Annotated in this window: 15 protein-coding genes; 6 read left to right on the top strand and 9 right to left on the bottom strand. The window is 60.0% G+C overall.

Annotated features, from left to right (window positions below; translation table 11 throughout):
• Positions 1-101: 101 nt before the first annotated feature.
• The 3 genes from ACYZUD_RS00230 to ACYZUD_RS00220 all read right to left on the bottom strand — a co-directional run bounded on the left by ACYZUD_RS00230 (position 102) and on the right by ACYZUD_RS00220 (position 3,353).
• Positions 102-1,346 carry a lipoprotein-releasing ABC transporter permease subunit gene (locus ACYZUD_RS00230; RefSeq protein WP_462022060.1) on the bottom strand — a complete coding sequence of 415 codons (1,245 nt, stop codon included), beginning with the start codon at positions 1,344-1,346 and terminating at the stop codon, positions 102-104.
• Positions 1,347-1,411: 65 nt separating this feature from the next.
• Positions 1,412-2,095: a lipoprotein-releasing ABC transporter ATP-binding protein LolD gene (lolD, locus tag ACYZUD_RS00225; protein WP_462022059.1), complete on the bottom strand. Its 684-nt coding sequence runs from the start codon at positions 2,093-2,095 to the stop codon at positions 1,412-1,414.
• A 7-nt stretch (positions 2,096-2,102) separates the two neighbouring features.
• Positions 2,103-3,353, bottom strand: a complete 1,251-nt coding sequence (locus ACYZUD_RS00220) for a lipoprotein-releasing ABC transporter permease subunit (protein WP_462022058.1) — start codon at positions 3,351-3,353, stop codon at positions 2,103-2,105.
• Between the two features lie 94 nt (positions 3,354-3,447).
• On the opposite strand from ACYZUD_RS00220, the gene ACYZUD_RS00215 reads away from it, so the two are divergent.
• Both ACYZUD_RS00215 and ACYZUD_RS00210 read left to right on the top strand, forming a co-directional pair.
• Positions 3,448-4,029 (top strand): PilZ domain-containing protein, encoded by a 582-nt coding sequence (locus ACYZUD_RS00215; protein ID WP_462022057.1) that lies wholly within the window; start codon positions 3,448-3,450, stop codon positions 4,027-4,029.
• Between the two features lie 14 nt (positions 4,030-4,043).
• Positions 4,044-4,766 (top strand): glycerophosphodiester phosphodiesterase, encoded by a 723-nt coding sequence (locus ACYZUD_RS00210; RefSeq protein WP_462022056.1) that lies wholly within the window; start codon positions 4,044-4,046, stop codon positions 4,764-4,766.
• A gap of 42 nt (positions 4,767-4,808) precedes the next feature.
• On the opposite strand, the gene sthA is transcribed toward ACYZUD_RS00210, so the two are convergent.
• A complete protein-coding gene (sthA, locus tag ACYZUD_RS00205) occupies positions 4,809-6,203 on the bottom strand; it encodes a Si-specific NAD(P)(+) transhydrogenase (RefSeq protein ID WP_007907752.1) in 1,395 nt (464 codons plus the stop codon).
• A 207-nt stretch (positions 6,204-6,410) separates the two neighbouring features.
• Positions 6,411-7,355, bottom strand: a complete 945-nt coding sequence (locus ACYZUD_RS00200) for an FAD:protein FMN transferase (protein ID WP_462025150.1) — start codon at positions 7,353-7,355, stop codon at positions 6,411-6,413.
• A gap of 448 nt (positions 7,356-7,803) precedes the next feature.
• On the opposite strand from ACYZUD_RS00200, the gene tcuC reads away from it, so the two are divergent.
• The gene (tcuC, locus tag ACYZUD_RS00195; protein WP_462022055.1) at positions 7,804-9,102 is read left to right on the top strand and encodes a tricarballylate/proton symporter TcuC; all 1,299 of its coding nucleotides are present in this window, start codon (positions 7,804-7,806) and stop codon (positions 9,100-9,102) included.
• Between the two features lie 178 nt (positions 9,103-9,280).
• Here tcuC and ACYZUD_RS00190 read toward each other — a convergent pair whose 3' ends face one another.
• On the bottom strand, positions 9,281-10,744 hold the full coding sequence (locus ACYZUD_RS00190; RefSeq protein ID WP_462022054.1) for a glyceraldehyde-3-phosphate dehydrogenase: 1,464 nt from the start codon (positions 10,742-10,744) through the stop codon (positions 9,281-9,283).
• Positions 10,745-11,106: 362 nt separating this feature from the next.
• Here ACYZUD_RS00190 and mfd point away from each other — a divergent pair, with 362 nt between their 5' ends.
• From mfd to ACYZUD_RS00175, 3 genes are read left to right on the top strand one after another with little or no spacing between them, the layout of a single operon-like run.
• Positions 11,107-14,556 carry a transcription-repair coupling factor gene (gene mfd, locus ACYZUD_RS00185; protein ID WP_462022053.1) on the top strand — a complete coding sequence of 1,150 codons (3,450 nt, stop codon included), beginning with the start codon at positions 11,107-11,109 and terminating at the stop codon, positions 14,554-14,556.
• A gap of 10 nt (positions 14,557-14,566) precedes the next feature.
• Positions 14,567-15,145 carry a CsiV family protein gene (locus ACYZUD_RS00180; RefSeq protein WP_462022052.1) on the top strand — a complete coding sequence of 193 codons (579 nt, stop codon included), beginning with the start codon at positions 14,567-14,569 and terminating at the stop codon, positions 15,143-15,145.
• An 11-nt stretch (positions 15,146-15,156) separates the two neighbouring features.
• Positions 15,157-17,850, top strand: coding sequence for a DEAD/DEAH box helicase (locus ACYZUD_RS00175; protein WP_462022051.1), 2,694 nt, complete (start codon positions 15,157-15,159; stop codon positions 17,848-17,850).
• 145 nt (positions 17,851-17,995) lie between these two features.
• Here the strand turns inward: ACYZUD_RS00175 and ACYZUD_RS00170 are convergent, their stop codons facing one another.
• The 3 genes from ACYZUD_RS00170 to ACYZUD_RS00160 form a co-directional block, all read right to left on the bottom strand.
• A complete protein-coding gene (locus ACYZUD_RS00170; RefSeq protein ID WP_462022050.1) occupies positions 17,996-18,733 on the bottom strand; it encodes an S-methyl-5'-thioinosine phosphorylase in 738 nt (245 codons plus the stop codon).
• Positions 18,734-18,745: 12 nt separating this feature from the next.
• Positions 18,746-19,744, bottom strand: coding sequence for a beta-N-acetylhexosaminidase (nagZ, locus tag ACYZUD_RS00165; RefSeq protein ID WP_462025149.1), 999 nt, complete (start codon positions 19,742-19,744; stop codon positions 18,746-18,748).
• A 170-nt stretch (positions 19,745-19,914) separates the two neighbouring features.
• On the bottom strand, positions 19,915-20,622 hold the full coding sequence (locus tag ACYZUD_RS00160; RefSeq protein ID WP_105339557.1) for a TetR/AcrR family transcriptional regulator: 708 nt from the start codon (positions 20,620-20,622) through the stop codon (positions 19,915-19,917).
• Positions 20,623-20,756: the final 134 nt, after the last annotated feature.

The following is a 20,756-nucleotide window of genomic DNA, read 5'->3' as shown; positions in this document are numbered from 1 at the left end:
CGCGAGCAGGCTCGCACACAAGGACCTGAGTCGTTCACAAATATGTGTTTCAACCCGATCACCTGTGGGAGCGAGCCTGCTCGCGAAAGCGGTGTAACGGCCTACGAATACCGCAACGCGGTTGCCGGCTCGATCTTCGCCGCACGCCAGGCCGGGTAAACGGTGGCAAGGAAGCTCAGGATGAACCCCGCCGAGCAGATCAACAGCACATCCGCCCCCTGCAGTTCGGACGGCAAGTTACTGACAAAATACACATCGGAACTGAAGATGTGCTGCCCACTGACCCGCTCCATCCAGCCCACCAGCTCGCTGACATTCAGCGCCGCAATCACCCCGAGCACGCCACCGATCAAGGTGCCGACAACCCCGATGACCGTACCCTGCACCATGAAGATCGCCATGATCTGCCCCGGCGTGGCGCCGATGGTGCGCAGGATCGCGATGTCCGCACCCTTGTCGTTCACCACCATGATCAGGGTCGCGATGATGTTGAACGCAGCGACGGCGACGATCATCAGCAACAACAGGCCGATCATGGTTTTTTCCATCTTCATTGCGCTGAACAGGCTGCCCTGGGTGTGGGTCCAGTCGTCAGCCCGGTAGGCGGTGCCAAGACCCGAAGCCACATCGCTCGACACTTTCGGCGCCGCGTACAAATCCTTCACCGCCAGACGCACGCTCTGCACCTGATTCGGCTGCCAATGCTGCATCTGCGCGGCATCGGCGACATGGATCAACGCCATTGAGCCATCCAGCTCGGCACCGACCTTGAACACACCAACTACGTTCAGCCGCTGCATGCGCGGGGTGATCCCGCCCGGTGCGCTGCTGACTTCCGGCACGATCAAAGTGATCTTGTCGCCGACGTTCAAGCGGAAGCGGCGCGCCGTGATCTCGCCGATCACCACGCCGAACTCGCCCGGCTTCAAGGCATCGAGACGACCCTGAACGATATGCTTGGCGACGATCGACACCTTGCCTTCCAATGCCGGATCGACACCGCTGACCTGGATCGGCTGCATCGTGCCCTTATAGGACAGCATGCCTTCCATCTCGGTAAACGGCACGGCGGCGGTCACTTCAGGATTTTTCATCGCGGCCGCGGCAACCGGCTGCCAATCATCAATCGGATTGACACCGACGATGGTCGCGTGGGGCACCATGCCGAGGATGCGCGAGCTCATTTCACGCTGGAAGCCGTTCATGACCGACAGCACCACGATCATGGCCAATACGCCGAGGGCGAGACCGATCATCGAAGTCATCGAGATGAAGGAAACAAAGCGATTGCGGCGCTTGGCGCGGGTATAGCGCGTGCCGATAAAGATCGATAACGGTCTGAACATTCGCTGGGGCACCGTATAAAAATAAAAGACCCGACGTACTGTTCAGTACGCCGGGTTTCAGCCAATCAGATAGGCGTCAGGCAACCTTCCTGCAAATGCAGGACGCGATCCATCTGGCGGGCCAGGTTCATGTCGTGAGTCACCACCAGGAACGCCGTGCGCATCGAAGTGCTGAGTTCCAGCATCAGATCCTGAATGCCCTGGGCGGTGTGGGAATCGAGGTTACCGGTCGGCTCGTCGAGCATCACCAGGCCTGGCTTGTTCACCAGAGCGCGAGCGATGGCCACACGCTGACGTTCGCCACCGGACAATTCCGACGGCTTGTGCTCCAGGCGATGGCCCAGCCCTACCCGCTCCAGCAACGCCGTCGCACGCTGACGTGCTTCCGGAATTGCGGTTTTACCGATCAGCAGCGGCATGCAGACGTTTTCCAGCGCGGTAAATTCCGGCAGCAAATGGTGGAACTGGTAAACGAAACCCAGCGACCGGTTGCGCAGCAGGCCGCGAGCCTTTTCGTTCAGCGCCGACAGTTCTTCACCGGCCAGCCAGACGCTGCCCTTGGTCGGCGTATCGAGACCGCCCAACAGGTTGAGCAAGGTACTTTTGCCCGAACCCGAGGTGCCGACAATCGCCACGCGCTCACCCGGGTGCAACTCCAGTTGCAGACCGGCCAGAACCTCCACCGACTCCGGACCTTCCTCGTAGGATTTGCCCAGGTTGCGGCAACTCAAGATTGCTTTATCACTCATGCCCGACTCACTCATAACGTAGCGCCTCCGCAGGCTGGGTGCGCGCGGCACGCCAGGCTGGATACAGGGTGGCGAGGAAACTCAGGACCAACGCGGCGGCGCAGACCATCAACACGTCCTGGCTCTGCACTTGCGACGGCAGGTAATCGATGAAGTACACGTCGGCATTCAGGAACTTGTGGCCGATCAAGCCTTCAAGGGCCGAGATCGCGGCGCTGACGTTCAACGCGGCGAAGATCCCGACCACGGCACCGATCAGCGTGCCGACCACGCCGATGACCGTGCCCTGCACCATGAAAATCGCCATGATCGAACCCGGCGTGGCGCCGAGGGTGCGCAGAATCGCGATGTCGCCCTTCTTGTCATTCACCACCATCACCAGCGTGGAAATGATGTTGAACGCGGCCACGGCGACAATCAGCAGCAACAGCAGACCGATCATGGCTTTTTCCATGCGGATCGCCTGATACAGATTGCCGTGGGTGCGTGTCCAGTCGCGGGCATAGAAATGGTCTTCGCCGAGCTGCTGGGCGATGTTCCACGCGGTGCGTGGCGCCTGGAACAGGTCGTCGAACTTCAAGCGGATGCCCTGGACCTGATCCGGTTTCCAGCGGTGCAGCTTCGCCAGGTCCTGCAGATTGGTGACGCCCAGGTAACCGTCGATCTCGCCGGCGCCGACATGGAAGATGCCGACCACGGTAAAGCGTTTCATACGCGGGAACATCCCGGCCGGGGTCACGGTGACTTCCGGTGCGACGAAGGTCAGCTTGTCGCCGATCGCTGCGCCGAGCTTGGCGGCGGCCTTGTCACCGATGACGATGCAAAAACTGCCGGGCGCCAGGTCGTCGAGTTTGCCCTGCAGCATGAACTTGTCAATGATCGAGACCTGGCGTTCCAGCGCCGGGTCGATGGCATTGAGCAGGACTTTGGAGACCTTGCCGTTGTTGGTCAGCAAACCCTGCATCTGGGTGAACGGCGCAACGGCCGTCACCTGCGGGTTCTGCTTGACCTTGGCGGCCAGGCTTTGCCAGTCGCTGATCGGTTCGCCGGACTCGATAGTCGCGTGGGGCACCATGCCTAGCACGCGGGTGCGCATCTCATGATCGAAGCCGTTCATGACCGACAGCACCACGATCATCACGACCACACCAAGGGCGAGACCGATTATCGAGGTCAGGGAAATGAATGACACAAAATGATTGCGACGCTTTGCACGGGTATAACGCGTGCCAATAAATACGAAGAGAGGTCTGAACATGTCGGGGCTTGTTCGGAGGGAAAAGGAACGTCCTTGTGGCGGGGGTTGATAACCAGCTTTACACTCAGACCACCGCCGCTACCATGGGTTCGCCATGTCGACATTAGATGAAGAAGATCGCCGCGAATACTACCGTATCGAGGACACGATCGCACTGGAAATTCGGCCCCTGTCCGCTCCCGAAGCCGCAGGCCAGGAAGTGTTGCAGGATGCTTCCCCACTCTTCAACTTGCTCAGCGAACTGCACCTGAGCGAATTCGAGTCACAACACCTGTTGCGCCAGATCAGTGAGCGCGACCGGAATCTCGCGGCGTTCCTGAAATCCCAGAACAAACGCATCGATTTACTCAGCCAGGTAATGGCGATCACCGTGCTCGGGCAGATCGGCGAGCCGCAGCCTGTGATCATCTCCGAGGGTGGCATCGACTTTCAGCACCCGACGCCCATTGCCGCGGGCGCACACCTGTCGGTCAAACTGGTCTTGATGCCGCAAGCACTCGGGTTGCTGCTGCGGGCTCGCGTCACCCATTGCGACCGCAAGGGCGATGGCTACGACGTCGGCACCGAGTTCGAACACCTGACCGATGCCCAGCGACAACTGCTGGCCCGCTACATCCTGCAGAGACAGGCACAAGAACGACGCCTGGCGCGCGAACAAAACGAATCCGGCATTTAATTTAAGGAAGAACCGTGACCCTCATCTACGGCCATCGCGGCGCCAAGGGCGAAGCACCGGAAAACACGCTGACCAGCTTTCAGCAATGCCTCAAGCACGGCGTGCGCCGCTGCGAACTGGACCTGCACCTGTCCATGGACAACGAGTTGATGGTCATCCACGACCCGACGCTCAAGCGCACCACCGACCGGCGCGGCAAAGTCGTCGAGCATACGGCGGCCGAGCTGGTGACCTACGACGCGCGCAAGGGCGGCCCGGGCTGGATCAAACCCTGCCCGATCCCGACGCTGGAAGAGCTGTTCGAGAAATGCGATTTCGAGCACTGGCAGCTGGAAGTCAAAAGCGCTTCACGCACCCGCGCCGCAACCACCGTGCTGGCGATTCGCGAGATGGCTCAGCGATTCGGCCTGCTCGACAAGGTGACGATCACCTCAAGTTCGCGGGAAGTGTTGAAAGCTGCGCTGGATCTGGTGCCGGACGTGTCGCGCGGATTGGTGGCCGAGTACGCCTGGCTCGACCCGTTGAAGGTCGCGCAAAGCTATGGCTGTGGGATTCTGGCGCTGAACTGGACCCTGTGTACGCCGGAACGCCTGCAGAAGGCGCAGCGTCAGGGGCTGCATGTGTCGGTATGGACAGTCAACGAGCCCGCGCTGATGCGCAGACTCGCCGACTTCGGCGTTGACAGCCTGATTACAGACTTTCCCGGTTTGGCCAGCGCCACGCTCGAGAATTGCTGAAATCGGTCTCCCCGGCCGGCTCAGGCCACCGGCCGGAGCCACTCAAAAAAGCCGGTTGAGGCCATCGTACGCCGCTACCCGATAGGCTTCGGCCATGGTCGGGTAGTTGAACGTCGTGTTGACGAAGTACTTCAGGGTGTTCAGTTCGCCCGGCTGGCTCATGATCGCCTGACCGATGTGAACAATCTCCGACGCCTGATAACCAAAGCAGTGAACGCCCAGCACTTCCAGCGTTTCGCGGTGGAAGAGGATCTTCAGCATGCCCTGAGGCTCGCCGGCGATCTGTGCACGCGCCATGCTCTTGAAGAACGCCTTGCCCACTTCGTACGGCACCTTGGCCTGGGTCAGCTCCTGCTCGTTCTTGCCGATCGAGCTGATCTCCGGAATGGTGTAGATGCCGGTCGGCACGTCGTTGACGAAGCGCCAGCTGTTGTTATCGACGATGCTGCCAGCGGCCGAACGGCCCTGGTCGTGGGCAGCACTGGCCAGGCTCGGCCAGCCGATCACATCACCGGCACCGTAGATATTCGGTACGCAGGTGCGATAGGCCTCGTCGACTTCGATCTGGCCACGGCTGTTGACCTTCACGCCGATGTTTTCCAGACCCAACTGATCGGTGTTGCCGGTACGTCCGTTGCACCAGAGCAAGGCGTCGGCCTTGATCTTCTTGCCGGACTTGAGGTGCAGGATCACACCGTTGTCCACGCCTTCGACGCGGTCGTAGTCTTCGTTGTGACGAACCGTGATGTTGTTGTTGCTGAAGTGGTAACTCAGGGCCTGGGAAATTTCCGAATCCAGGAAGCTCAGCAACTGACCGCGGTTATCCACCAGTTCAACCAGTACACCCAGACCACTGAAGATCGACGCGTACTCGCAACCGATCACACCGGCGCCGTATACGATGAGTTTGCGCGGGGTGTGGCCGAGGCTGAGGATGGTGTCGCTATCGTAGATGCGCGGGTGATGGAAATCGATGTCCGCCGGGCGATACGGGCGCGAGCCGGTGGCGATGATGATGTGCTTGGCCACCAGTTTTTCGACCACGCCGTTGGCGCAGACCACTTCGATGGTTTGCTCGTCGGCGAAGCTACCGGTGCCAAAGAACACGTCGACGCGGTTACGGGCGTAGTAGCCGGTACGCGAAGCGACTTGTTTGGAAATGACTTTTTCGGCGCTTTTCAGTACGTCCGGAAACGAGAACCAGCGTGGCTCACCAATGGCCCGGAACATCGGGTTGGTGTTGAACTGCATGATCTGCCGGACCGAGTGACGCAATGCCTTGGACGGGATGGTGCCCAGGTGGGTGCAGTTGCCGCCGACCTGGCGACGGCTATCGACCATCGCCACCTTGCGCCCTGCTTTGGCGGCGTTCATTGCCGCGCCTTCTCCGGCCGGGCCGGAACCCAACACCACCACGTCGTAGTTGTAGACAGCCATGCGTACTCCTCAGAACAGGCCGCGGCGCCATCGGCACCTGCGGCTAAATCACGCCGATCTGCGGCGTGAAGGAACAATTTGGGGCCAGTGCAGAACCCGGACACAGTCTATAGAAGCGTCAACGCCGGGCACATTAACCCTTGGTCGCGTCGTAGGCTAGTTTTGCCTGCACTACAACGCCAGTCTTTGCTGCTTGAATCGCCGTGGTCACTCGGTTTTTCCGCCACTGAGGCGTTCAAAAGCGTGACTGGTGCGCGTGACGAAACCTGTATCGGCACGGATCACAAAAAATGCGCCGATATCGTGTTTTTCTGCGTAGTCCCAACCGCGCTCCGGGCCGAGAATCAGCAACAGCGTCGATAAGCCATCGGCCATCAGCGCCGAAGGATTAATTACCGTGACGGACGCCAGGGTGTGTGAGACCGGTGCACCGGTGCGGGCATCGAAGGTGTGGGAATAACGCCGACCGTCCTGCTCGAAATAATTACGGTAGTCGCCGGAGGTGGACACACCGTAGCCGTCGACCGCGATGACTCTTTGGGCGACTTGCTGATCATCCCGAGGTTCTTCCAGGGCGATGCGCCACGGTGAGCCGTCGAGCTTTTTGCCGGCCGCCTTGAGTTCACCGGTGGCTTCGGCGAGGTAGTTGTGGATGCCGGAGGCTTCGAGTTGCGCGGCGATGCGATCAACCGCGTAGCCGGCAGCGATGCTGTTGAAGTCGACTTCGACTGCGGCATCCTTGCACAACTGATCGCCTTCGATGCGCAAGTGCTGGTAACCGACGCGCTGCCTCACCTCGGCCAGTGCTTGAGCGCTGGGGACTTTTTCCTCACGGGCCTGGGGGCCGAAACCCCAGAGGTTGAGCAGAGGTTCCACCGTCAAGTCGTAGGAGCCTTCACTTTGTTCTGACAGTTGCTCAGCGACACGGACCAATTTGAGGATCGGTGCGGGCATTTTCTGACAGCGGTTGGCGGGAAGATCGTTGAAGCGTTCGATGTCGGAGTCGCTGCGGTAGGTCGACATTTGCTGGTCGACTTCAGCGAGGATTTTTTCGACCTGGACGCGGACTTCCGCCGGGGTGGGCAAGCCGGCTTGGCGCAGGTACTTGATTGAATACGTACTGCCCATGGTTGGGCCGCTGAAGCTTTCCATGGAGTCGCCGTTGCCGCAGCCGGACAAGACAACGCATAGCACCAGGAAGATGTTTTTCCACCGACTCAACAAATCCCACCTCTGCTGAAGAATCCCCTGACACACCGCCAAGGCCAGCCATTATGCGACAGAAATGTGGGAGCGAGCCTGCTCGCGATTGCGGTGTCTCAGTCAATTCTAATGTTGACTCGCGAACCGCAATCGCGAGCAGGCTCGCTCCCACATCAGATCTGTGGTGGCCGTACCTTTTATGTCACTTCGGTCCCCGATTCATACCGCGTAATGGCTACATCGTTTAAACAGCAAGCTAACTAGTTGTTGCCTAACGATCTTCATACACATATTGTTACAAATCTGTTCGCCGAGGGAGCCTGCCCTCATGGGCGGCAGCGAGGACGCGTCTAAACCAGGGATTTCCGACAAGACAGCTAAAAGTGAGTACGTTCAAATGTCCTCGAATACGGGCAAAGGCAAGGCGATTTTTCGCGTTGTCAGCGGCAACTTTCTCGAGATGTTCGACTTTATGGTCTACGGCTTCTACGCCACGGCCATCGCCAAAACCTTCTTCCCTGCCGACAGTGCTTTCGCTTCCCTGATGTTGTCGCTGGCCACCTTCGGTGCCGGTTTTCTGATGCGCCCGCTGGGGGCGATTTTCCTCGGCGCCTACATCGACCGCCATGGTCGCCGCAAAGGGCTGATCATCACTCTGGCGATGATGGCCGCCGGTACAGTGTTGATTGCTTGCGTGCCGGGTTACGCCACATTGGGCGTCGCTGCGCCGCTGCTCGTATTGTTCGGCCGTCTGCTGCAAGGCTTTTCGGCGGGCGTGGAACTTGGCGGTGTTTCGGTGTATCTCGCGGAAATCTCCACACCGGGTCGTAAAGGCTTTTTCGTCAGTTGGCAATCCGCCAGCCAGCAAGCGGCGGTGGTATTCGCGGGCCTGCTCGGGGTGGGTTTGAACCACTGGCTCAGCCCGGAGGAAATGGGTGACTGGGGTTGGCGCGTGCCGTTCCTGATCGGCTGCATGATCGTGCCGGCGATCTTCGTGATTCGCCGCTCGCTGGAAGAAACCCCGGAATTCCAGGCACGCAAACACCGCCCTACCCTGCAGGACATTGTCCGCTCGATCGGTCAGAACTTTGGCATCGTCATCGCAGGCATGGCGCTGGTGGTGATGACCACGGTGTCATTCTACCTGATCACGGCCTACACGCCGACGTTCGGCAAAGCCGAACTGCATCTATCGGATCTGGATGCGCTGCTGGTGACGGTATGCATCGGCCTGTCGAACTTCTTCTGGCTGCCGGTGATGGGTGCTGTCTCCGACAAGATCGGGCGTAAACCCTTGCTGCTGGCGGCGACTACTCTGGCGATCCTCACCGCTTACCCTGCCCTGTCGTGGTTGGTGGCGAACCCGAGCTTCAGCCATTTGCTGATCGTCGAGTTGTGGTTGTCGTTCCTGTATGGCTCGTACAACGGTGCCATGGTGGTCGCCCTGACCGAGATCATGCCGGTGGAAGTTCGTACGACCGGTTTCTCGCTGGCCTACAGCCTGGCGACTGCGACCTTCGGCGGTTTTACACCGGCGGCGTGTACGTACCTGATTCATGTGCTGGACAACAAGGCTGCGCCGGGGATCTGGCTCAGTGGTGCGGCGGTGCTGGGGTTGATTGCGACGCTGGTGCTGTTCAAAGGCAATCGGCATGAGTTGCGCACCGCGCAAGCAGCGGTGGTCGGCGGCGCCTGATAGATCGCCATCGCGAGCAGGCTCGCTCCCACATTGGATCTGCGGTGTTCACAACGCCAATGTGGGAGCGGGCTTGCCCGCGATGAGGCCGGCCCAGACAACACACCTGCAACCGACCAAACCACACAAACAAAAACGCCCCGACCAAAGTCGGGGCGTTTTCATGTGCAGCTAACGCTTAGCGCGGGAATGCTGGCGGGTTTACCCCGGCCATGTCTTCCATCACGCGGACTACCTGGCAGCTGTAACCGAATTCGTTGTCGTACCAAACGTACAGAACAACGCGGTTGTCTTGGCAGATGGTCGCTTCAGCATCCACAACGCCTGCGTGGCGCGAGCCAACGAAGTCGGTGGAAACCACTTCCTGCGAGTTGACGAAGTCGATTTGCTTATGCAGATCGGAGTGCAGCGCCATGTAGCGCAGGTACTCGTTCATCTCTTCACGGGTGGCGGCTTTCTCAAGGTTCAGGTTGAGAATGGCCATCGACACGTTAGGCGTCGGAACGCGGATCGCATTACCGGTCAACTTGCCGGCCAGCTCAGGCAGGGCCTTGGCAGCAGCGGTGGCAGCACCGGTCTCGGTGATCACCATGTTCAGCGCGGCGCTACGGCCACGGCGATCGCCCTTGTGGAAGTTGTCGATCAGGTTCTGGTCGTTGGTGTACGAGTGAACGGTTTCGACGTGACCGTTGATGATGCCGAACTTGTCATTCACAGCCTTCAGCACCGGCACGATGGCGTTGGTGGTGCAGGAAGCGGCGGACACGATCTTGTCGTCAGCGGTTATTTCAGTGTGATTGATGCCGTGAACAATGTTCTTCAGCTTGCCCTTGCCAGGCGCGGTCAGAACAACGCGGTCGATACCCGGGCACGCCAGGTGCTGGCCCAGGCCCTCGGCGTCACGCCATACACCGGTGTTGTCCACCAGCAGTGCGTCTTTGATGCCGTACTGGGTGTAATCCACCTCGGTCGGGTTCTTCGCGTAGATCACCTGGATCAGGTTACCGTTGGCGGTGATGGTGTTGTTTTCTTCGTCGATGACGATGGTGCCGTTGAACGGACCGTGTACCGAATCGCGACGCAACAGACTTGCGCGCTTGATCAGGTCGTTCTCGGCGCCTTTGCGCACCACGATGGCACGCAGGCGCAGGCCGTCGCCGCCGCCGGTTTTTTCGATCAGGATGCGCGCCAGCAGACGGCCGATACGACCGAAGCCGTACAGCACAACGTCGGTGCCTTTGCGAGCGGAAGCGTTTTGCTGGCCAACCACGTCAGCCAATTCTTCACGGACGAACTGCTCGGGAGTGCGGCCATTGCCTTCGACACGGAATTTGAACGCCAACTTGCCCAAGTCTACCGAAGCCGCGCCGAGCTTGAGCTCGCTCATGGCTTTAAGCAGCGGGAATGTTTCGTGGACGGAGAGTTCGCTATCGTCGGAAGAACGATGGCGAGCAAAGCGGTGAGCTTTGAGAATCGCGATGACAGACTGGTTGATCAGGCTGCGGCCATAGATCGAACTCACCACGTTGTTATTGCGGTAGAGCTGACCGATAAGCGGAATCATCGCTTCTGCGAGTGCTTCACGGTCGATCCATTCACCAAGACACTGGTCGGGCTTCTGAGTCACGGGAACCTTCCACATGTAGGGGCAGAAAAAAGGGGCTACATTATGCCGCCGAGTGCCTCCCGTAGCAATGCGCGCCTGTCGTACGATCCGTAACAAAATTCCGTTCAAAAAAATCGCACCCCGCTAAAGCCCAATAAAACCGGGGCTTTCAGCGCAGTCAATTTTTTGGAGACAACGCTGTCTTATCCGTAACCCTCCGTAACACCAGGTCGTTTTGCCACTACATAATCATCAATTTTCAGCTAAAAACCGCGGTTTTTTGTCTTTACCACTACATTTCGCCCAACCTGCGTAATAGACACATCTGCAACTGACAGGCGGCACCCCGGACCGCTACAATTACCGACTTTGTCGCAACGCTTGGAGCTCAACCTTCCGTGCCCGTTCTGCGTCTACCGCTTCTCCCTGCCGCGGCAGGTAAACAGCACTGGGGCAACCTGCCCGGTGCCGCCCTGAGCCTGGCCATCGCCGAGGCCGCCAGCGCTGCCAAGCGCTTTACCCTGCTGCTGACCGCCGACAGCCAAAGTGCCGAACGGCTGGAACAGGAGCTGAGTTTCTTCGCCCCGGATTTGCCGGTGCTGCATTTCCCGGACTGGGAAACCCTGCCCTACGATCTGTTTTCGCCCCACCAGGACATCATTTCCCAGCGCATCTCCGCCCTGTATCGGTTGCCGGAGCTGAGTCATGGCGTCCTGGTCGTACCGATCACTACCGCGTTACATCGTCTGGCGCCGACCAAATTCCTGCTCGGTAGCAGCCTGGTGCTGGACATCGGCCAGAAGCTCGACGTCGAGCAGATGCGCACCCGGCTTGAGGCCAGCGGCTATCGTTATGTCGATACGGTTTACGAGCATGGCGAATTCACAGTACGCGGCTCGCTGATCGATCTGTTCCCGATGGGCAGCAAGTTACCCTTCCGCATCGACCTGTTCGACGACGAAATCGAGACACTTCGTACGTTCGATCCGGAAAACCAGCGCTCCATCGACAAGGTTGAAACCGTTCGCCTGCTGCCAGCGAGAGAGTTTCCTCTGCAAAAGGACGCGGTCACCCGCTTCAAGGCGCGTTTCCGCGAGCGTTTCGATGTCGACTTCCGTCGCTGCCCGATCTTTCAGGACCTGAGCAGCGGGATTACACCGGCCGGTATCGAGTACTACCTGCCCCTGTTCTTCGACGAAACGTCGACGCTCTTCGATTACTTGCCCCAGGACACGCAAGTGTTTTCCCTGCCGGGCATCGAACAGGCGGCGGAAAGTTTCTGGAACGACGTGCGCAATCGTTATGAAGAGCGCCGTGTCGATCCGGCCCGTCCTTTATTGCCACCGGCCGAGTTGTTCCTGCCGGTGGAAGATTGCTTTGCGCGCCTGAAAAACTGGCCGCGGGTGGTCGTCAGCCAACAGGACGTGGAAACCGGCGTCGGCCGCGAGCGCTTCCCCGCTCGGGAGTTGCCGAACCTGGCCATCGAAGCCAAGGCCACCCAGCCTTTGGCAGCGCTGGCCGGCTTTCTCGATGAGTTCCCCGGTCGCGTGCTGTTTACCGCCGAGTCCGCGGGTCGTCGCGAAGTGCTGCTGGAATTGCTTGAGCGCTTGAAGCTGCGACCGAAAACCGTCGACAGCTGGCCGGACTTTGTCGCCAGCAAAGAGCGCCTGGCGATCACTATCGCGCCGCTCGACGAAGGCCTGGTGCTCGACGACCCGGCCCTGGCCCTGGTGGCCGAAAGCCCGTTGTTCGGTCAGCGTGTCATGCAGCGCCGTCGCCGTGAGAAACGCGCCGACGCCAACAACGACGCCGTTATCAAGAACCTCACCGAGCTGCGCGAAGGCGCGCCGGTGGTGCACATCGATCACGGTGTCGGTCGGTATCTGGGACTGACGATCCTGGAAATCGATAACCAGGCTGCCGAATTCCTGACCCTCGAATACGCCGAAAACGCCAAGCTTTATGTGCCGGTGGCCAACCTGCATTTAATCGCTCGCTACACCGGCAGCGACGATGCCCTGGCCCCACTGCATCGCCTCGGTTCCGAGACCTGGCAGAAAGCCAAGCGCAAAGCCGCCGAGCAAGTCCGCGACGTCGCCGCCGAGCTGCTCGACATCTATGCCCGCCGCGCCGCTCGCGAAGGGTATGCCTTCGCCGACCCGAAAGCCGATTACGCGACCTTCAGCGCCGGTTTCCCGTTCGAAGAAACCCCGGACCAGCAGACCACCATCGAAGCGGTGCGCGCCGACATGCTCGCGCCGAAGCCGATGGATCGCCTGGTCTGCGGCGACGTTGGTTTCGGCAAGACCGAAGTGGCGATGCGCGCAGCCTTCATCGCCGTACACGGCGGTCGTCAGGTTGCGATTCTGGTGCCGACCACCCTGCTCGCCCAGCAGCACTACAACAGTTTCCGCGACCGTTTCGCCGACTGGCCGGTGACCGTGGAAGTGATGAGCCGCTTCAAGTCGACCAAGGAAGTGAACGCCGCGGTGGCGGACCTCGCCGAAGGCAAGATCGACATCGTCATCGGCACGCACAAGCTGTTGCAGGACGACGTGAAGATCAAAAACCTGGGGCTGGTGATCATCGACGAAGAGCACCGTTTTGGTGTCCGTCAGAAGGAACAGCTCAAGGCCCTGCGCAGTGAAGTCGACATCCTGACCCTGACTGCCACGCCGATTCCGCGCACGCTGAACATGGCGGTCTCGGGCATGCGCGACCTGTCGATCATCGCCACGCCGCCGGCCCGTCGCCTGTCGGTGCGCACCTTCGTCATGGAGCAGAACAAGAGCACGGTCAAAGAGGCCCTGCTTCGTGAGTTGCTGCGTGGCGGTCAGGTCTATTTCCTGCACAACGACGTGAAGACCATCGAGAAATGCGCCGCCGACCTCGCCGAGCTGGTGCCGGAAGCGCGGATCGGCATCGGCCACGGACAGATGCGCGAACGCGATCTCGAACAGGTGATGAGCGACTTCTACCACAAGCGCTTCAACGTGCTGATCGCCTCGACCATCATCGAGACCGGCATCGACGTGCCGAGCGCCAACACCATCATCATCGAGCGTGCCGACAAGTTCGGCCTGGCGCAGTTGCACCAGTTGCGTGGCCGGGTGGGTCGCAGTCACCACCAGGCGTACGCTTACCTGCTGACACCGCCCCGCCAGCAAATCACCCCTGACGCGGAAAAGCGTCTGGAAGCGATCGCCAACACCCAGGACCTCGGCGCCGGCTTCGTGCTCGCCACCAACGACCTGGAAATCCGTGGTGCCGGCGAACTGCTCGGCGACGGTCAGAGCGGGCAGATCCAGGCCGTCGGTTTCACGCTGTACATGGAAATGCTCGAACGCGCGGTGAAGTCGATCCGCAAGGGCGAACAACCGAACCTCGATCAACCGCTGGGCGGCGGACCGGAAGTCAATCTGCGTGTACCGGCGTTGATTCCCGAAGACTACTTGCCGGACGTCCATGCCCGACTGATTCTCTACAAACGCATCGCCTCGGCCACCGATGAGGAAGGCCTCAAGGACCTGCAAGTGGAGATGATCGACCGTTTCGGCCTGTTGCCGGAGCCGACCAAGAACCTGATGCGCATCACCGCGCTGAAGTTGCAGGCCGAACTGCTGGGCATCAAGAAAGTCGACGGTGGCCCGCAAGGCGGTCGAATCGAGTTCGCGACGCAAACCCCGGTTGATCCGCTGACGCTGATCAAGCTGATCCAGAGCCAGCCAAAACGCTACAAATTCGAAGGCGCCACGATGTTTAAATTCCAGGTGCCGATGGAGCGCTCGGAAGAGCGCTTTAATACTGTAGAGGCGCTGTTTGAGCGCCTCATTCCGAAAACTGCTTGAAGGACGCCGCATGCGCCTGTTTCGCTCACTGACCTTGTTGATGACGTGCTTGATGACGTTGTTCGCCCCTACGGCGTTTGCCGATGATCTCTATCAGGTCGAAATGATTCTGGTGCGGCAAAACGCAGTGCCTGCCATTGTCAGTCGCGCGGCGCCGGAAGACTGGGCAGCGGGCGCACAACGCATCAGCCCCGACAGCTTTCGCACGCCAAGCCTGAATCCCGAAGTGGAAAAGCTCAGCGCCAGCAACAACTACACGGTGTTGCTACACAAGGCCTGGCAACAGACCCTCGGTGAAGAAGCCAGCAAAGTTGCGATCAGCGAAGGCACGGAACAGTTCGGCCAGTTCCCGATCGAGGGTACGCTGAGCCTGAAACTGGGGCGCTTCACCGATGTGGACGCAGACTTCTGGGTCAACCAGATCGACGCCAATGGCCTGGTGACCGCCAGCGAACGCCTGAAACAGGAAAGCCACACCAAGAACGGCCAACTGAACTTCCTCGACAACGGCCACCTCGGCCTGCTGATCAAGATCACCTCCTTGACCGCGCCTGCGCCTCGGCCAGTCCCCGATGAAATTCCGGACTGATTGAAGTCCTTATGCCTGCGATCCTGAGCAAACCCCTGGCACCTTCCTGGGTCAGCCGATTCAAGGAACAGAGCCTTGAGCGTGGCCGCCGCTACGCGCTGGAAAATCGCGTCAGGATCGTCGAGGCCGGCGACGCCACCATCCTCGCCGCTTGCGAAGGGTCCGGCAGTAACGTTTACCGTCAGACCATTCGTCTGCGTGAGTCGGCCAAAGGCACTTTGCTGATGATCGACGCCAATTGCACTTGCCCGGTTCACAGCAACTGCAAACATTGCGCGGCGGTGTTGCTGAAAGTACAGGAAACCCTTGCCTACCCCGCCGCTGCGCAAGACGCCGAACTGCTGGAAAAACTTCAGGCCGTGCTGGAAAACCGCAGCCCGAAAGCGCCGCCACAAGTGCTGGTGGATAACGTGCAACCGGTGCCGCGCCTGTGGCTGGCCAGTATCGAGTTCAGCGCCTTCGAACCGCGCAACGGCAAGATGCAGCGCTACATCCAGCACCGCGCGGCCCTGTCCTTCAGCTATCTGGATGAATACGTTTGCGGACAGAAAAATGCCGACATCCTGATTCGTCAGGAGACGCAGACATTACGGATAAAGCGCCATCCGGAAGTCGAACAGACCTACAGGGAACAGTTACGGATCCTCGGGTTCAAGGTCGCCACCCGGCAGAGCAAGGCCTTACCGGAAAGTGCAGGTGAACTCTATGAGATGGTCAACGACAGCGCCTGGCTGACCTTCACCCTCAATGAGCTACCGAAACTGCGCACCCTAGGCTGGGAGCTGCAGATCGACGAGGATTTCGGTTTCGACCTGACCGCAGTGGACGACTGGTACGCCACCGTCGAGCAGGCACCGGAGCGTGACTGGTTCGATCTGGAACTGGGGATCATCGTCAACGGTGAACGGTTGAGCCTGCTGCCGATCCTGTTGAACCTGATGCGCTCCCACACCGAAATCCTCAACCCGGAACGCCTCGCCCGGCGTCGCGATGACGAACTGATCCTGGTAAACATCCCGAATCGCCCGAACTCCGAACACGGCCCGTTGCAGGTCGCCCTGCCCTTCGGCCGCTTGAAACCGGTGCTGGCGACCCTCGGCGAGTTCTATCTGCAAGAGCCCGGCGAAACGACGCTGCGCCTGAGCAAGGCCGATGCCACGCGGTTGAATCCGCTGGAAGACATGCCGCTGCTCTGGGAAGGAGGCGAACAGATCCGCACCTTTGCCCAGCGATTGCGCGACATCAAGGATTACACCGCCACGGCACCGGAAGGTTTGAACGCGACCCTGCGTCCGTATCAGTTGGAAGGCTTGAGCTGGATGCAGTCGCTGCGGCAACTGGAAGTCGGCGGGATCCTCGCGGACGACATGGGTCTGGGTAAAACCCTACAAACCCTGGCGCACATTCTCAGCGAGAAGAACGCCGGACGCCTCGATCGGCCGTGCATGGTGGTGATGCCCACCAGCCTGATTCCCAATTGGCTCGACGAAGCGGCGCACTTCACACCGCAGCTCAACGTGCTGGCGCTGTACGGCGCCAGTCGCAAGAAGCACTTCGAGACGCTGACCGATTACGACCTGATCCTGACCACCTATGCGCTGCTCCCCAAGGACGTCGAACGCCTGGCGGCGCAGCCGTTACACGTGCTGGTGCTGGATGAGGCCCAGTACATCAAGAACCCCAACAGCAAGGCCGCCCAGGCCGCCCGTGCGCTGAATGCTCGCCAGCGCCTGTGCCTGAGTGGCACGCCGCTGGAAAACCACTTGGGCGAACTGTGGTCGCTGTTCCACTTCCTGCTGCCCGGCTGGCTCGGCGACATAAAAAGCTTCAATCGCGATTACCGTGTGCCGATTGAAAAGCGCGCCAGTGAAGTACGACTTCAGCACCTCAACGGTCGGATCAAGCCGTTCCTGCTGCGCAGGACCAAAGAACAGGTGGCCACCGAGTTACCGCCGAAAACCGAAATCATTCATTGGGTCGAACTCAACGAAGCCCAGCGCGATGTGTACGAAACCATGCGCCTGGCGATGGACAAAAAGGTTCGCGACGAGATCACTCGCAAAGGCGTGGCGCGTAGCCAGATCATCATTCTTGAGGCGCTGCTGAAGCTGCGTCAGGTGTGCTGCGATTTGCGCCTGGTCAACGACGCCGCCCTGCCCGCTCGCGGCAGTACCTCGGGCAAGCTCGATAGCCTGATGGAAATGCTGGAGGAATTGTTCGAGGAAGGTCGGCGGATTCTGCTGTTCTCGCAGTTCACTTCAATGCTGTCGCTGATCGAGGACGAGCTGAAAAAGCGCAACGTTGCCTATGCACTGCTGACCGGACAGACCCGCGACCGACGCACGCCGGTGAAGGATTTCCAGAGCGGCAAGCGTCAGATTTTTCTGATCAGCCTGAAGGCTGGTGGTGTTGGCTTGAACCTGACCGAAGCAGACACCGTGATTCACTACGACCCGTGGTGGAACCCGGCGACGGAAAACCAGGCGACCGACCGTGCGTATCGCATTGGTCAGGAGAAACCGGTGTTCGTCTACAAGATGATTGCCAGGGGAACGGTTGAAGAGAAGATTCAGCACCTGCAAAAGGAAAAGTCCGACCTTGCGGCCGGCGTGCTGGATGGACGCAAGGCCGGGGACTGGAAGTTGCAGAGCGACGATATTGAAGCGTTGTTTGCGCCGATGCCGGATAAGCTGGAGAAGCGCTGAGGTACTCGGTGCCTGGTAGATCGCCTTCGCGAGCAGGCTCGCTCCCACATTTAATAGTGTGCCGCCTCCAATTTGGCGGGCAAACACAGATCCACTGTGGGAGCAAGCCTGCTCGCGAAAGGGTCAACTCGATATAGAGTCGGACTCAGCCTCTCAACACCCGCGCCAACGTCGACTTAACTGTCCCCATTCCGTCATGCAACGCCTGCTCGATTTCGGCCATGGTAATCACCGCTGCCGACTTGCCCGCCGCAGGGTTCACCACCAGCGCCAGGCAGGCATAGTCCAGCTCAAGCTCACGTGCCAATGCGGCTTCCGGCATCCCGGTCATGCCGACGATGTCGCAGCCGTCACGCTCCAGGCGCGCAATCTCCGCAACCGTTTCCAGGCGCGGCCCTTGGGTGCAGGCGTACACTCCATGGCCGCTGAAGCCAACCCCTTCCGCCACCAATGCCGCGATCAACTGCTGGCGCAACGGTTCGCTGTAGGGGAAGCTGAAGTCGATGTGGGTGACTTGTTGCAGGTCATCGGCGAAATAGGTGTGTTCGCGACCACTGGTGTAGTCGATCAGCTGATGCGGCACGCAGAAATGTCCGGTACCCATCGCGGCATTGATCCCACCGACGGCGTTGACCGCGAGAATCGCTTCGGCGCCGGCCTGCTTCAGCGCCCACAGGTTGGCGCGGTAGTTCACCTGATGCGGTGGGAAACGATGCGGATGACCGTGGCGCGCGAGGAACAACACTTCCTTGCCGGCGTACTCACCGATCTGCACCTCGGCCGAAGGCGCGCCGTACGGGGTGTCTACGGCCAATGACTGACGAATGTTCAAGCCTTCGAGTTGAGTCAGGCCGGTGCCACCGATAATCGCGTAAACCGTCATAGCGAAAAATCCCTACTCAATCAGTTGAGCTTCCTTGAGCGCGCCGACAGCTGCCAGCCAGCGCGGGTTCTGACGGTATTCGGTGTTGGCGTACGATTGGCCGCGCATCCGCGCAATGCGCTCGGACGGCTTGACCTTCAGACGCTGGGCGGCGCTCAGGGCCAATTCCGCCGCTGCGCGATCGTTGCACACCAGACCCATGTCGCAACCGGCGGTCAGTGCCGCTTCGATACGGCTGGCAGCATCGCCAACCACATGGGCACCGGCCATCGACAGGTCGTCGCTGAAGATCACACCGTCAAACTGCAGCTCGCCGCGCAGGATGTCCTGCAACCAGCGGCGGGAGAAGCCGGCGGGCTGGGAATCGACTTGTGGATAGATCACATGGGCCGGCATGACCGCGGCCAGTTGCTTGCTCAATCGGGAGAATGGCACCAGGTCGTTGGCGCGGATCTCGTCCAGGCTGCGCTCGTCATTGGGGATCGCAACATGGGAGTCCGCCTCGGCCCAGCCGTGCCCCGGAAAATGCTTGCCTGTGGCGGCCATGCCGGCGCTGTTCATGCCACGAATGAATGCACCTGCGAGCAAGGCTGCGCGTTCAGGATCACCCTCGAACGAGCGAGTGCCGACCACAGCGCTGCGCTGATAATCGAGGTCCAGCACCGGGGCGAAGCTCAGATCGAGACCGACCGCCAACACTTCGGTCGCCATGATCCAGCCGCACTGTTCGGCCAGGTATTCAGCATTTGGGTTGTCGGCGATGGCGCGCATGGCCGGCAGTCGCACGAAGCCCTGACGCAGGCGCTGAACCCGACCACCTTCCTGGTCGACTGCCAGCAGCAGATCGGGACGAATGGCGCGGATCGCAGCACTCAACTCACGCACCTGACGCGGATGTTCAATGTTGCGGGCAAAAATGATCAGGCCGCCCACTTCGGGCTGGCGCAACAATTGGCGATCTTCGGCCGTCAGCCAGGTACCGGCGACGTCCACCATCAACGAGCCTTGCAGGCCAGCAGTCATAGAGATTCCTTGATAACGATAAACCCGGCTCGCACGCGTTCGCCGCCGTGGGCTGTGCCCGGCAGGTCGGCGATATCAATGGGGAGCGGGTTCAGAACGAGAGTCGGCATGGGCGGCTAGCTTAGCGGATGTCAGCTGCCGCGCCCACCCGTATGCGGCTAAACCTTGGCGGCAACCGGCGTCGACTTGCTGCGCGGACGTAACTGCGCAGTGGCCATGGCTGTATCGGTCACGCCGGTTTCGGCACGCATGCCGGCCGCCAGGAACGGCACCATCAGACGCATCACTTGCTCGATGGACGTGTTGACGCCGAAGTCGGTCTCGGCAATCGCACGCAATGCCTTGATCCCCGACATGCTAAACGCCGCAGCACCGAGCATGAAGTGCACACGCCAGAACAGCTCGATGGGTGGAATTCGTGGCGCCGCTTCGTTGACCAGCATCATGTAGCGACGGAACACCTTGCCGTACATGTCTTCCAGGTACCGACGCAAATGCCCCTGGCTCTGACTGAAGGCCAGACCCAGCAAGCGCATGAAGATAGACAGATCGTTGCCGCTGCGTGGCTGCACCACCAGCGCTTGCTCGACGAGGATTTCCAGCAGCTCTTCAAGAGTCGGCTTGTTCTCGGGCTTGGCCTGACGCCGCTCCAGCTCTTTGTCGAGACTGATGCAGAATGGCCCGAGAAAGCGCGAGAAGACTGCCTGAATCAGCGCCTTCTTCGAGCCGAAGTGATAGTTCACCGCCGCCAGATTGACACCGGCCTTGCTGGTGATCAGGCGCAACGAGGTTTCAGCGAAACCTTTTTCCGCGAACAACTGCTCGGCAGCATCAAGAATGCGTTCAACGGTTTCCGACTGGGCCATGGCTACTCCGCCTGACAAACACTTGTTTGAAACATACGTTTCAGCCCAAGCCTTGTCAAGCCTGGCGGTTCGTTTTGGGAATGGTCGGTCAGCTATTTAAGCATACAACGACGAAGCTTCAATCAACTGGCTTA

The organism is Pseudomonas sp. XS1P51, from assembly GCF_054897845.1.
The sequence above is the reverse complement of the archived record's forward strand: the minus strand, read 5'-3'. Positions and strand labels throughout refer to the sequence as shown.